General features: G+C 66.0%; 12 protein-coding genes. 2 read left to right on the top strand and 10 right to left on the bottom strand.

The features are described 5' to 3' along the window. Positions 1 to 78: 78 nt before the first annotated feature. The 4 genes from ABG82_RS15795 to ABG82_RS15780 all read right to left on the bottom strand — a co-directional run bounded on the left by ABG82_RS15795 (position 79) and on the right by ABG82_RS15780 (position 5,106). On the bottom strand, positions 79 to 669 hold the full coding sequence (locus ABG82_RS15795) for a class I SAM-dependent methyltransferase (protein ID WP_043075440.1): 591 nt from the start codon (positions 667 to 669) through the stop codon (positions 79 to 81). Between the two features lie 56 nt (positions 670 to 725). Continuing rightward, entirely contained in the window at positions 726 to 2,822 is a 2,097-nt protein-coding gene (locus ABG82_RS15790) for a hypothetical protein (RefSeq protein WP_043075441.1), read from the bottom strand. Positions 2,823 to 2,984: 162 nt separating this feature from the next. Beyond that, positions 2,985 to 3,554 (bottom strand): GNAT family N-acetyltransferase, encoded by a 570-nt coding sequence (locus ABG82_RS15785; protein ID WP_043075442.1) that lies wholly within the window; start codon positions 3,552 to 3,554, stop codon positions 2,985 to 2,987. Between the two features lie 49 nt (positions 3,555 to 3,603). Then, positions 3,604 to 5,106 carry an MFS transporter gene (locus ABG82_RS15780; RefSeq protein ID WP_043075443.1) on the bottom strand — a complete coding sequence of 501 codons (1,503 nt, stop codon included), beginning with the start codon at positions 5,104 to 5,106 and terminating at the stop codon, positions 3,604 to 3,606. A gap of 105 nt (positions 5,107 to 5,211) precedes the next feature. Here ABG82_RS15780 and ABG82_RS15775 point away from each other — a divergent pair, with 105 nt between their 5' ends. After that, positions 5,212 to 5,880, top strand: a complete 669-nt coding sequence (locus ABG82_RS15775; RefSeq protein ID WP_043075444.1) for a TetR/AcrR family transcriptional regulator — start codon at positions 5,212 to 5,214, stop codon at positions 5,878 to 5,880. On the opposite strand, the gene ABG82_RS15770 is transcribed toward ABG82_RS15775, so the two are convergent. From ABG82_RS15770 to ABG82_RS15760, 3 genes are all read right to left on the bottom strand, one after another. Next, positions 5,875 to 6,243: a GatB/YqeY domain-containing protein gene (locus ABG82_RS15770; RefSeq protein WP_043075445.1), complete on the bottom strand. Its 369-nt coding sequence runs from the start codon at positions 6,241 to 6,243 to the stop codon at positions 5,875 to 5,877. The two genes, ABG82_RS15775 and ABG82_RS15770, sit on opposite strands and share 6 nt — an antisense overlap. 113 nt (positions 6,244 to 6,356) lie before the next feature. Next, entirely contained in the window at positions 6,357 to 7,433 is a 1,077-nt protein-coding gene (locus tag ABG82_RS15765) for a M48 family metallopeptidase (protein WP_043075446.1), read from the bottom strand. Between the two features lie 177 nt (positions 7,434 to 7,610). Continuing rightward, entirely contained in the window at positions 7,611 to 8,114 is a 504-nt protein-coding gene (locus ABG82_RS15760) for an SMI1/KNR4 family protein (RefSeq protein WP_043075762.1), read from the bottom strand. Positions 8,115 to 8,372: 258 nt separating this feature from the next. On the opposite strand from ABG82_RS15760, the gene ABG82_RS15755 reads away from it, so the two are divergent. Next, the gene (locus tag ABG82_RS15755) at positions 8,373 to 9,272 is read left to right on the top strand and encodes an SDR family NAD(P)-dependent oxidoreductase (RefSeq protein ID WP_043075763.1); all 900 of its coding nucleotides are present in this window, start codon (positions 8,373 to 8,375) and stop codon (positions 9,270 to 9,272) included. Here ABG82_RS15755 and ABG82_RS15750 read toward each other — a convergent pair. Genes ABG82_RS15750 through ABG82_RS15740 form a run of 3 tightly spaced genes read right to left on the bottom strand, consistent with a single transcriptional unit; the run spans position 9,269 to position 12,548 of the window. Next, on the bottom strand, positions 9,269 to 10,207 hold the full coding sequence (locus tag ABG82_RS15750) for an alpha/beta fold hydrolase (RefSeq protein WP_078343236.1): 939 nt from the start codon (positions 10,205 to 10,207) through the stop codon (positions 9,269 to 9,271). The genes ABG82_RS15755 and ABG82_RS15750 overlap by 4 nt on opposite strands. A 50-nt stretch (positions 10,208 to 10,257) precedes the next feature. Further along, positions 10,258 to 11,274: an allantoicase gene (gene alc / locus ABG82_RS15745; RefSeq protein WP_043075448.1), complete on the bottom strand. Its 1,017-nt coding sequence runs from the start codon at positions 11,272 to 11,274 to the stop codon at positions 10,258 to 10,260. Further along, positions 11,271 to 12,548: a DUF6986 family protein gene (locus ABG82_RS15740; protein WP_065212769.1), complete on the bottom strand. Its 1,278-nt coding sequence runs from the start codon at positions 12,546 to 12,548 to the stop codon at positions 11,271 to 11,273. The genes alc and ABG82_RS15740 overlap by 4 nt, the downstream gene beginning before the upstream one ends. Positions 12,549 to 12,761 lie beyond the last annotated feature (213 nt).

Below are 12,761 nucleotides of genomic sequence, written 5' to 3'. Positions count from 1 at the left end.
TCATCACCCTGGTGTGCGGGTGTAAAAGCCTCTGGACGGCCTAGTCGAGGCGCGGGATTGCGCCTCTTCGCGCGGAGGCTAAGCGTCCTCGGTACGCGCGAACTCGACGATGTCGCGCCACCGGCTTCCCGTCGCGGACGTGAAGGAGAAGCCCAGGGGCTCGACGAGGGCGCGCAGGTCGGCGGTTCCCAGGCGATCGGGGTCGAGGAAGATCTCGTGGAAGACCAGTCGGCCGCCAGGTTTGAGCACCTGTGCCAGCGATCGAACGCATGCGGTCTTGTCGGGCACCTCGCCGATCACGCTGGCGAGGAATGCGACGTCAAAAGTATTGTCCGAAAAGGGAAGTCCATTGCCAGCGTCGCCCGAGTGGAAACCGGCATGGTGGTGCCCGGCCCGCCGGAGCTTGCGTTTCACCTTGTCCAGCATTTCGGGCTGTACGTCGAACAGGTCCAGATGTCCGTGGGGTAGCCGCGACGCGATGGGCAGGCTGAAGATTCCCGGGCCCGGCCCGATCTCCAGCAGCCATTCGTCGCCGCTCAGCGCCAACTGCTCGGCCACTGCGGCAGGATTCACGAACCTTCGGTGAATCGGGTTGTCGAGGAGGAATGCCGCCTGGTGTGGGAACGGAAAGTCGCCGGCCCGGCGCACCTGGCGTACCACGGTGTCCATCCATGTTGTAGGCATGAACTAAGGGTACCCTTACTCAACGTGCTGTGGGGTACCCGTCAGTGACGGCCACCACCGCCGCCACCACCGCTGATCCCGCCGCCGCCGCCGTTACCGCTACCCGCGCTGGGTGCCTGGGGCGCCTGCGTGGCCGTGCTGTAGCTCGGAGCTTCCCGGGTGGGAGCTTCCCGCGTCGGAGCCTCACGGGTGGGTGCTTCTCGTGTCGGAGCCTCACGGGTGGGTGCTTCCCGGGTAGGCGCGGCTGGTTCCGAGGCGGGTGCGCGGGTTGGAACCGGCTCAACGGGTGCCGGTTCAGTCGTCGCACGTGGCACGGGGGCCTCTGAGGTAGGGGCCTCATGTGTCGGCGTGCTGTGCTGCTTGGTCGGCTCGGGGGCGGTTGTGGGCTCCGCCGTCTGCGACGGTGGCTCGGTGGCCGTTTGGCGCGGGGTGGGTGTCGCCGGTGTCTCGTGAGTGGGACTGGCAGGCGTGGTCACCGGCGCGGAGGACTCGTCCTTCGGAGTGGGAGTCGGCGCGACCGGGCTGCTCGAGGGGGCCTGCGGACCCGTGGTGGCATTGGCCGGAGATTCCGACGATGGCGCCGGCGAATGTGACGGCTCCGCGGACGGCGCCGGGCTGGTGGCGCTCGAGGTCGGGCGCGGCTCGGTCGACGGCGCGGGCGTTACCGGCGGCACCGTGGGCAGTGCCGGCGGTGTGAAATCGGCCGGCACCTCCTTCGGCGGCACCTTCGGTACCGGGGCCGTCAATACCGGTGGGGCAGCGGGTATTACGGTAGCCGGCGAGTCCGGATTGGAGGACTTCTCCGGGGTCGGGGGCTGGGCTGCCAGCTCTCTACTGAAGTTGCGGGCCGACTTGGTGGACAGATCCTTGATCAGATCCTGCGACGGACGGGCCGACTTGTCCTCGGCGATGAACTGCGCGAGCGAAGCGTCGAGATTGACCACCGGCTCGGCCAGCACCGGGCGATCGGCGATATGCGCCACGGGCGACCAGTCACGCTCCAACGGGTTGTCCCAGTTGCGATTCAGATTCCAGTCCCGGTACTGGGAGGGGTCGATTCCGTGTGACTGATCCCAGAGGCTGCGGCTGTACACCGGATTGGTGTTCTGGAATTTCCAGTCGTAGTACTGCCGATAGGGGTGGTACCGGTCGTACCAGTTCTGGTCGCGGGGGTCGTTGTCGTTGCGCTGACCCCACTCATTGCGGCCGTCGCGATCCCTGCCGTCGCGGTTGTATCCCGACCAGTTGTAGCCATCCCAGTTGTAGCCCCAGCGGTCGTAGCCCCAGCGATCGAAGCCCCAGCGGTCATAGCCCCAGCGATCGAAGCCCATGAAGTCATATCCGTAGCGGTTGAATCCGGACAGCCCCCAGTTGAACCAGTCCAGGACGTTGTATCCGTACAGCGGCGACCATGACGGGTCAAAGCCGCCCAGATCCTGAAGATTGGGGGTGAGCGGAGGAGCGATGGGGGCCGGCCAGTCCGCTACGGGGTCGACGGGAATACCGGGAGGTGGGGGAACGGCATAGGTCTCGGCCGCGGGTGCTGGTGCGTTCGCCGCGGCGGTGTATCCCCAGCTGGGCGGTGACGCTGCCGGTGCCGCCGGGCCCACATTGGCCGCCAGGTTCGTGTCGGTATTCACTCCCGGGGGTGCGGGCAACGCGGGAAGCTGTTGTGCCTGTTCGGGGGTGTACTGGCGGAGCTGCTGGTTGAGCTGCATGTACAGGTTCTGTAGCGAGGTGCGCTCATCAGAGGCCGAGACGAATTCCAGCCCCTGCTTGGCGTCATTCAACGAGCTCCGGACGTCGGTGAGCTGATCAGCCGACGGCTGCTTGCTGTTGCCCAAGATGTCCTGGGCGCTCTTGAGATCAGATACCACCGCGCGTATCGCCACGTCCTGCGAATGGGTGGGGAACACGGTCTTGTTCAACGACCACAGCGACGCGCCAGGTTGTGCGCCGTACGCGGCGCCCATCAGCACCGCGAACAGCAGGCCAACCAGGGTGCCAAAGGCGGCCGCACGCAGCTGCGGTTCGCTGGGTACGTACTTGCTCCACTGCGCGGGAGGTTCGGGGTTTTCCCCGGGGAATTCCCACGTCCGCATCGCGGTCTCCTCGCCGGGAGATGGAACAGTCGTCATCTCAACCTTCTGTACTACCGGTGCCCCGCCGAGCCGCGCGGGAACAACTATCGGCAACTAAATGCGCACACTGAACTCTAGGTATTGCATCGTCAGCCTAGTCGTGGTCGTTACCGATTCTCAGTAATCCGGCGGCCCGTAATCAGCGACGTTGGGGCGCAATCAGTCCCGGTACATCGCCCACAGGCGGGGACCGTTGGCCGTGGGTTTGATCTCGTCGACGACCTTGAAGCCGAAGCGTTCGTACAGGGGGTTGTTGCGGATGTTGGAACTCTCCAAGTACGCGGGTCCCTCGATCTGGTCGATCCCGTGTTTGAGGAGCGCCGATCCGATACCTCTGCCGGGGACGGTGGCACCGATGGTCGCGAGATACCAATGCGGGTGTGTGGGGCGGACCGCCGCGGTAGCACGCGCCACCGCGATTCCGCGCGCGACACCCAGCCGTAGGCCGCCCAACAGTAGTGGAATGGCGCGGAGCCGCTGCGCGGCCGGCGGCTCCCAGCTCGGGGGATCCCAATGGGCGGCCCCGACCGCCACTCCGTCCTCGTACAGCAGATATTCGCCCTGGCCGGACCCGTGCAGGGCCAGCCCGATGCCACGGAAGATGGCTTCGTCACGCCGGGGTTCGGAGTTCACCCATCGGACCACGGGATCTTCGGCGAAGGCGGTGGCGATCACGCGGTGGGCAACAGCTTCGTTGGTGGAGTCGAGTTCTCGGATCTCACGGCTCATATGTTTTCTACGAGTCTCGGCCGCCGAAGGTTCCCGAAACCGGCGGCCGTCAATTCTGCGGGCGCATAACCACCGCGGCGGCGACTGCGGTGGCCACCAGTAAGAGTGTGGAGGCCCCGGCCACGGCATGGATGCCGTCGGTCCAACCCGTCCTGGCGAGATCGGCCGCGGCGGCACCCGCTTCGCCGCCGATGTCCTTGGCTCGGGTCATGGCCTGCCCGAGCGTCTCGTGCACATGGGTGCGTGCGGTGAAGATGGCCGAAGCGAGTGCGCCGAACAGCGCCAGCCCGAAAGCCGTCCCGAGCTCGAAGCTCATCTCCGAAATGCCTGTGGCCTGCCCCGCCCGTTCGGTGGGGGCGGCATTGAGCGCCACGGCGGAGACGAAGGTGAACATCACCCCTGCGCCGGCGCCGACGATCACTGTTGCCGCGATGTAGACGCCCACTGGTCCGTGTGGGCCGAGCCCCAGCAGCACCGCGTTGCCGACAGCCATTGCTAGCAGCGAGACCACAAACGTCCAGCGCTCACCGAGCAGGCGTTCGATACGCGCTGCGTCCATCGAGAAGTAGGCGACGGTTACCGCCATCGGCAGTCCCAGGAAAGCGGCGGCCAGCACGTCGAACCCCAGTACCGACTGTAGGTAGAGGCCGGTGAGGTACGTCGTGGCGCCGAAGGTGGCCATCGCTGCGATGGTGCCGACGATTGCCACGGTGAAGGTCCGATTGCGGAACAGGTCGAGCGCGAGCAGCGGATATGGATTGCGCACCTGTTGGCGGATGAACGCCGCGAGCGTGACTACTCCGATCACACCGGTGACCGCAACTGACAACGAGAAGCCATGTGTCGCAGCAGCTTTAATCGCATAGACCAGGGTCATGATGCCGAGCATGGACAGCGCGACGCCGGCGAGGTCGAAGGGCTCCCGCACCGGGTTGCGGTATTCGGGGATGAGCGCGTTCGCGGTGAGCAGCAGCACGATCAGCACCGGGACATTGATGAGGAATACCGAGCCCCACCAGAAGTGGTGCAGCAGCATGCCACCGATGACCGGCCCGACGGCCGCGCCGAAGGAGAAGGCCGCAGCCCAGATGCCGACCGCGAGCGCCTTCTGGCGGGCGTTGGGGAACATGACCCCGATAAGCGCCAGGCTGGCCGGCAGTAGGGTTGCCCCGCCGACGCCCATCAGCGCGCGGGCGGCGATCAGTGCCAGTGGTGTGGGTGCGAATGCGGCGAGCACCGAGGCGGCTGCGAAAAGTGTTGCACCCCAGAGCATGAGGCGACGACGCCCCCAGCGGTCGCCCAGATTTCCCATGGTGATGAGCAGGCCCGCGAGCAGGAACCCGTACACGTCCAGAATCCAGAGCTGTTCGGCTGCTGAGGGATTGAGCGATTCGGACAGTCGCGGCATGGCCAGGAATAGCACCGAGACGTCCATGGACACCAGGAACACTGGCAGTAGTAGGGATGCCAGGCCGAACCACGTGCGGCGTCCAGCGCGGGCACCCTCGAGGGGAGTCGCGTTTTCTGGCGCGGTGGACTTGCAGCTGGTCATGGGGTATCGCTCCGGTGATAATTGGGCGCGTACGGCGTACGCAGTAGACTGGGTACACTGTACGCAAATCGGCTAAGATGGTCAATCGAATGTGGAGGGAGCGCCGTGACGGATCCGCGCCTGACATTGGAGTCGATTGTCGCCAAGGCGATCGAGATAGCGGATTCGGACGGTCTGTCCGGCGTTTCGATGCGCAAGATCGCCGAGGCGCTCGGCGTGGGCGCCATGTCCCTGTACCGCCACGTGGCGGACAAGGATGCGCTCCTGGTGGAGATGACCGCCGAGGTGACTCGGCGGTTCGCGTACCCCGGCGAGATGCTGGGCGATTCTGACTGGCGCGCACGGGTGCGTGTCGCCGTGGAGTACGACTTCAATCTGTACAGCACCCATCCCTGGGTGCTGTTGGCGTATGCGGTGCCACGCAATGGAATGCAACCCGAGACCCTGGTGTGTTTCGACTGGCTGCTTGAGGCGTTTGGGCACCTGGGGGTTCCGGTACCCGAGGCCGCCGAGTTGTCGTTCCAAGTGTGGAGTTACTCGCAGGGCGTGGGTCTGGGTGCCGTCGGTGGCCAACTTGTTTCACCAGGGGCCCGCACCGATTTCTCTGGGTTGTCGGCACTCATCGAGGGCAACGTCGACATGCCGGAATCGCCGCGGTTGGCGGCCTTGGTGGGCTTGGGTGACCTGCCTCAGGTGACCAACCCGCGCGAAGTGATCGTCAAGGGCGTCGAGATCCTGTGCGACGGCATCGCGCGACGGTACGGGGCGCTATAGATATTCGGCGAGTACCTGAGCCTCGCCGCGCAGTTTCGCGGCGGCGTCGGGCTGGCCGAGTGCTTCGTAGCGCTCGGCTTGCGTGGTCCGCTCGTCGATCTGCCCCTGCAGGATGGTGCGGACTTCGGCGGGGGAGAGCGTGCGGCGGGGTGCCTCGGCCGCGCCGAGACCCATCGCGGCACCGGCGACATGGGCGCTGTTGGTGGCGATATCGGCTGTGGTGTCCACTGACTCGGCGTTGTCGATCGCGGCGATCGCCGTCCGCAACGCGCCGACCGCTTGGCTGTCGCGGGACTTCATGGCGACACTGAGGTCGGCACGCATCGTGGCGCGCAGCACGTGTGGGTCGTGTGTGGATGTCATGGGATCTCGAGGCTAACCGGCGGGGCCGGTGTGGGCCACCGAATAACCGATGGTGTCAATATGATTCGGGCCGGCCTACTCCGTCGTCGCTGATCGCATGGTCGCGCCAGTGGTCAGGTGCCGTCGCGTGTTTCGCCCTCGGAATTGCTGCGCCACTCCGAGAAACGGCGCCGGACGTCGCTGGCGACGTCGCTGACTCCTTGTCCGACGACGTTCACCACACCGTCGAGGGTGGATCCGAAGTTGCGCAGCGCGGAGATCAACGGGTCGGTTGAGGAATCGAAGTTGTCCCTGTATGTCCTTGCCGCAGAACGGAAATCCGAACCGAGATCGGCGTGCTCGTCGTCATCGCGGCGCGGGTACTTGCCGCCGAGGATCGCGCCGTACTCGCCGCGGTCGATCCATTTGCTGAGCTCGGCCGCCCGGATCACCGAGAACGGGTGTGACTGCAGCTCGAGGTTGAGGAGCTTGAGCACGCCATCGCGCATATCGCCGGTGCGTTCATACTCGGCTGCCTGCGCCAGGAAGCGCTGGGTATCCATCTCGTCCAGCCGTGAACCGCCGGACAGTTTCATCTCGACGCGGATGGCCGTGTCCACATCCTGCCCGCAGAGCATGCCGGCGCGGTCCCCGGACAGCTCGGATTTCCGTTGCCACTCCATGAGTGCGGCCACGACGGCGCGCAGCGCCCATCCGCCGATCGGCATCCAGCCGAGGTTGCCGGCCAACCGCATCAGGTGCAGCAACATGGTGCGGTACACGCCATGTCCGGAGAGGGCATGCCCGAGTTCGTGGCCGACGATGAAGCGCAGCTCCTGTTCGTTCATCAGATCCAACAAGCCGGAGGTGAGCACGATGAACGGACGGTCCATCCCGATGGTGTACGCGTTGGCGTATGGCCCCTGGATGACGTAGAGCTCGGGGACCTCGGGGGCGTCCAGAATGCGGGCGCAATCGTTGAGGGTGTCGTTCAGCGTGCTGAACTGTCGATCGTCGACCCGGATCGCGGTGGCCAGGTACATCAGCCGGTGCTGACGTTCCCGTAGCAGTGCTGCCAGCGCCTTGAGGATGGTGTCGAACCCCTTGAGGCTGCGCAATGTTTGCAGCGCGGCACGATCGGCGGGGTGCTCCCAGGCGCGGGTGCTGATTCCGGGAAACTCAACGTATGTACGAGTAGGCAGATCGGGCATGGTGTTCAACCTAACTGGTTACCGGGCGAACCGGGTGGGACCAGAGAGATCACGGACACCGGAATGAGTTAGCCGCCCCTGAGTGGCCGAGCCTGCTGCCGATGTCCGGTGCTCCCCCCGGAACTGCTTCTTACATGGCTAAGACGATCACACGCTCGTCGTGGTTCCGCGCGTGGCCTACGCGCGCGCATCTTTGAGCTCCTTCTGATACGACTCCGCCTTGCTACGCACCGCCTCCATCAGGGTGGGATATTGGTCGACCCCGTGGGCGCCGGCTCCGCCGAGTTCGAACACCACGCCCGGCTCATCGCTGAAATACGAGTGCGCGACGGCGATGATCACGACATAGTCACCGGTGGTCCCGAGGACGGGCATCAGCTGGTTGAAGGAATGCGCACCGAAGTATTCGGGGCCGAGGGAGGCCCCCTGGATATACGCCTTCATGTCTTCCCAGTTCTGCGAGCCGGGCCCCGAATCGGCGAGGGAGAACAAGTCGTCGAATCCGCAGATGGCGTGCAGGCCGTCGGAGATTTGGAGCAATTCGCGGTGGTCGGCGTCGAGGTAAAGACCCCACTGCCGCTCCTTCGTGCGGATGTCGGTGCGGGTCGTCGGTGTGCGTGCGCCGGGAAGGTCATAGCGGGGGTCTTTTTCATGTAGTGCCCGCTGTTGGTCGGCAAGCATCGAGACCAGTGCGGACCATTCGTCGTGACGGATCGAGCTACTGGGCGAGACGCAGGCGCAGAGCACTGTCGCGATGAGAAAGGCTATTGCGCTGAACCGCATACGTTCCCCAAGCTTTGGACTTGTTGAGAACGATAGCAAACAGAAGCTTTGTGTGGCGCCGTAACCCGGCGGCGGTCGGCCATCTTGACAACGTTTGATGTCAACATAATCATTGCTCGTGAAACACTCAGCCGCACATGAACAATGGGAGAGCCGATGCGGGCCGTCAGGCACATGATCAACGCGCTTACCAAACCGGTCAGGGCGAGTTATCCATGGACGCCGACGCTGGCCTCGCGCGTGCGCGGCCGCACCGTGTTGATCACCGGTGCGTCGAGCGGGATCGGCCGCAGGCTCGCCGAGCAGGTCGCGGCGGCGGGGGCCATCGCCGTCGTCACCGCGCGCCGCGCCGATGAGCTCAACGAGGTGGTGCGCGTCATCACCGCGCGCGGTGGCACGGCCCACGCCGTGCCCGGCGATCTGTCGACAGGTGAGGGTGCGGGTGCGGTCGCCGACGAGGTCCTGGAACGTTTTGGGGCACCGGACATCTTGGTGCTGAACGCGGGCCGGTCGATCATGCGCTCACTGGCCGATTCCGAGCATCGGCTCCACGACTACGAAAGGACGGTCGCGATCAATTATCTCGGCGGTGTCGGCCTGGTACTGCGCCTGCTGCCCGGCATGCGTGCGCGGGGTTCGGGACATATCGTGCACAGCTCATCGATCGGAGTGTTGGGCAATCTGCCCGAATTCTCCGCCTATGTCGGATCGAAGGCGGCCATGGACGCGGTGTTGCGTATCGCGGGCATCGAGAGCCGTGCTGACGGCGTGCGGGTCACCAACATCCATCTGCCGCTGGTCGCGACCGACATGATCGCGCCCACGGATTGGAGCCAATACGCGTCACTGACGCTGGAGGAGGGCGTCGACATGGTCATCGACGCGATCCGGCGGCAGAGCCGTGAGGTGAACAATCCCTTGGGCATCTTGTATCGCGACGCGTATCGCGTGGCACCGGCAATCGTCAGCCGGGTGCAGAACGATTACTACCGCTGGTACTCGGCGCGGGGGCCTAGGGCGGATCCGCGGCCTGTCGGGGCTGCCGCTATCGGCTAATCCGATGCGGCGCCAATGAATTCCAGGCCGGCGTTGATCGCGGGACGGTGCCGCAGGATTCGGAAGTGTGCCAGGCGGCCGAGTCCCTTCGTCGCGATGAAACGTGCGCCGGGCCATGACTGCGCCAGCCGCTCACTCGACGCGTACGGCGTGTCCGGGTCGTCGGGGTCGTGGATCAGCAGCAGCGGGGGATGCCCGGCGGCCGCAGCGACGCGGGCCAACTCGGTTTCGGGCAGCGTCAACTCGATGCGGCGCTCGAGCTGGCGCTCCAGTCCGGCGCGTATCCGCTTGCCGAAGCCGTGGCGTGCGGCGAACAGGTCCAGGTAGAGGGGGAAATCGCCCATCGGCGCGAGGTACACCACGCGGCCCACCGGTGCGCCATAGGAGGCCGCGAAGGTGGTCGCGTTGGCACCCAGGGAGTGGGCCACCACCGCGTGGGCGGGCCCGTGCTCCTTGATGACGGCAGCCACTGCGTGCGCGCACTCGATCAGCGTGGTGCGTCCGGGTGCCAGTGCACCGCGCTCGGACTCGTTATGGCTGGGCAGGTCGAAGGCGATGACGCGGTATCCGGCCTGCAGCAGCGGCTTGATGAAGATCCCGAGGTGCGTGCGCTGACCGCCCCAGCCGTGGACCAGGTAGACCGTCGGTCCCTCGCCCCACGACTCACCCGCAATCCGGTGGCCGTCCCAATGGGCCTCCAGAGGCTCGCCGGCGGGCACGCCGGGTGGCATGCGAAGACTCGACTCGATGACCGGCGGGGTGCACCACAGCTCGACCGCCCAGCGTGATCCGATGGCCGGTGCGAAGCGTTCCAGCCACCAGAAAGCCCGGCGGATGCGCGGGGAAACCGGGGGTTGAACGCCGGAGCCCTCCACGTCGAGCGCGGGCGTCGCGTCCTTGGCCGGTGCGGACTGCGCCTTGTCTTGTTCGGTCACGTCGAACGATTCTATTGACGCCCAGGACAGCCGTGCGCGGTGCGGGCCAGTCAGCGGCCGCGGAGAGAGTCCATTGCGGCCGTCGTGAGGTCGCCGAAGAGCCGTAGACGTGACAGCCCGCCGTCGGGGTAGATGTCCAGGCGCACCTCGGTGACGGGCTGCCGATCATCCAGCAAGAAGCGGTGCCGGGTATCGGGCTGCAGCGGCGTTCGGGGCAGGAGTGGCACCCAGTCGCCCTGTGCGGTCAGGCCCCGCAGTGCCGCCGCGCCCGGGCTGTTACCCACGAAATAGGAGGTATCGATTTCGGCGATCCGGATCAATCCCTCCCCGGCAAGCCGCACCTGGACCCAGTCGTTGGCGTCGTCGCGGCGCCGCGCGGTTTCCCATCCGTCACCCATGACCCGGGCGACACCCGGAAACAGCAGATTCTGGGGCGAGCTGTAGAACCGATTGGAGCAGTCGGTGACCAAGCCTCCGTTCTCGATGGCCGCCAGATCGAACTGCCCGGCGTTGAGGAACCGTGGGTCGGGCAGCCCGCGGCCGTGGACGCGAAGCCGTGCCACACCGCCGTCGGGATACATGGTCAGCCGCACGTGCGTCCAGCGCCGTTGCGAATCGACATCGAAGGCATTGCGGCTGTCGCCGTAGACCTTTGTACGGTCAACAATGCTGTGCCAGGCGGTATCTCGGGCTATTTCCGCGGCCGGTGGGTATCCCTCGATCTCTGCGGCGTCCACCGAGATCTCCGGCGGGTAGTTGCCCTTGAACCATGCGGTGTCGACGACGACGCCCGCTATCACCCCGGGCACACCCAGCCGGACTATCGCGGCGTCATGGCCCGGTTCGCCCGCGGGGTCACGCCGGCGCCGGGTCTCCCATCCGTCATAGACCTGTCCCTTGTGCCCGAAGGTCGCGGGCCGATAGTCGGCCGGCCCGGGTTTGATCAGGTTCTCCTTCTCGGCGAATAAGTCGTCGTTGGCCCAGATCACCGCTGCGCCCAGGGGGCGCAGCGCCAAGTCGGGCAGCATGGTGAAATCTGGCAGCCCGGTGGGTGTGTTGCCGGTCATTGCTGGTCGGTATCTCCTGTTGTGGTGCGTTGCACGAGTTGGTCCAGTACCGCCCGGTCGCATCCGGGCGCGATGGCGACCACGTCGTCGGGGGAATAGGCGCCGCAGTCCAGACCGCGCAGAACCCCGGCGGCCAATGCCTGGGCCGTCGCCGGTTCGTCGACGACGGCGCCTCCCTGTCGCTGCAGGTAGGCGACGATGCGGGGGCCGGCTACCGTCAGCGCGCGCCGATGGAATCCGTAGGTGGCCAGCCATCGGGTGATCAGATGTCCCGGGTGCATGTCCCAGCCCTGCCAGTAGCCGCGCTCCAGGGCGCGGGTCACCAGCCGGTGATGGCGGGTCAGTGCGGCGGCCTGCTGTTCCGCCGGGCCATCGGGGGCCACCTGGGTGGAGCCGTCGCACACCCACACTCCGGTTTGTGCCGCCGCCGCCAGCATCACGGCCTTGGCATGGTCGGCCACCGGATGCTCCAGCGATTGATGTTCGGCGGCGATCCCGCAGGCCGCGCTGTAGTCATATGTGCCGTAATGCAGTCCCGTCAGGCGCTCGCGGGCCACGTGGATGGCCTTGGCCAGGGTGGCCGTGCCGTCAGCGCCCAGCACCGCCTGCGGGCTCTCGATCTGAAGCTCGAAACGCAGTGAGCCGTTAGGTAATCCGTGTACTCGCTCGAGCTCGTCGAACAGCCGGAGTGCGGCCTCGACTTGAGTCAGCGTCCGGAATTTCGGGATGGTGGTCACGAATCCTCGCGGCACTCCGGACGCGCCGTCGAGCACCAGCTCCAGTGTGCGCACGCTGCGCCGCAGGTGCAGCGAGGTGAGGCCCTTGATGCGGATACCCAGTGCCGCAGGTGGATTCGCGTCGATAGACAGCGCGCGTAACACGCGCCCGGCCTTGCGTGCGTCGGCGTCTTCGGCGCTGTCCTCGCGCCAGCCGTAGCCATCCTCGAAATCGAGTCGCAGATCCTGAATGGGCGCGGTAGCAAGCTGTTCCTTGACGCGGGGGAGGACGCCATGGACGTCAAGCGCCGACAGTGTCTGCTCGTGGTGCTCGGCCAGCGCGAGGGCCGATGCGCCCCATTGTCGCGGTAGCCGGGTGTCGGCCGAAGCCGCACTGGCGTACACGGTGTGGATGGGCTGCGGTTCACCGCGGTCTTCGGGGTAGGCGCACTTCAGCTCGGCATCCGCGAGGGCCAGTAGTTCCGCGATAGGAGCGAGCCAGCCGGGGCCACCGGCATCTGCTGGGTTCGATGGGGATGGTGCTGACACGGCTCCCATGCTCGCAGACTCGTCACCGTGGTGCGTGGCGGTGTGCAGCGGCGGATTCCTCGCTGGTCGGTTCTCCCGCGAGAACTGCGCGCATGGTTTCTTTGGCTCTATTGCCATGAATGTGGGTCGGGTGGGGTGTGCTATGTCTCGCGTGGCGGAGTGGTCTGGGCGCACGGGTAGCTCATAGGTTCGAAAGCTCCTACACCTCGTACCAAGGAGCTT

This window comes from Mycobacteroides immunogenum, from assembly GCF_001605725.1.
Lineage (GTDB): Bacteria > Actinomycetota > Actinomycetes > Mycobacteriales > Mycobacteriaceae > Mycobacterium > Mycobacterium immunogenum.
This window is presented reverse-complemented; position numbering and strand designations above follow the sequence as displayed.

Coding starts and splice junctions, on each gene's coding strand:
- ABG82_RS15795 (WP_043075440.1), bottom strand. CDS start 669: ATGGACACCGTGGTACGCCAGGTGCGCCGGGCCGGCGACTTTCCGTTC.
- ABG82_RS15790 (WP_043075441.1), bottom strand. CDS start 2,822: ATGACGACTGTTCCATCTCCCGGCGAGGAGACCGCGATGCGGACGTGG.
- ABG82_RS15785 (WP_043075442.1), bottom strand. CDS start 3,554: ATGAGCCGTGAGATCCGAGAACTCGACTCCACCAACGAAGCTGTTGCC.
- ABG82_RS15780 (WP_043075443.1), bottom strand. CDS start 5,106: ATGACCAGCTGCAAGTCCACCGCGCCAGAAAACGCGACTCCCCTCGAG.
- ABG82_RS15770 (WP_043075445.1), bottom strand. CDS start 6,243: ATGACATCCACACACGACCCACACGTGCTGCGCGCCACGATGCGTGCC.
- ABG82_RS15765 (WP_043075446.1), bottom strand. CDS start 7,433: ATGCCCGATCTGCCTACTCGTACATACGTTGAGTTTCCCGGAATCAGC.
- ABG82_RS15760 (WP_043075762.1), bottom strand. CDS start 8,114: ATGCTTGCCGACCAACAGCGGGCACTACATGAAAAAGACCCCCGCTAT.
- ABG82_RS15755 (WP_043075763.1), top strand. CDS start 8,373: ATGCGGGCCGTCAGGCACATGATCAACGCGCTTACCAAACCGGTCAGG.
- alc (WP_043075448.1), bottom strand. CDS start 11,274: ATGACCGGCAACACACCCACCGGGCTGCCAGATTTCACCATGCTGCCC.
- ABG82_RS15740 (WP_065212769.1), bottom strand. CDS start 12,548: ATGGGAGCCGTGTCAGCACCATCCCCATCGAACCCAGCAGATGCCGGT.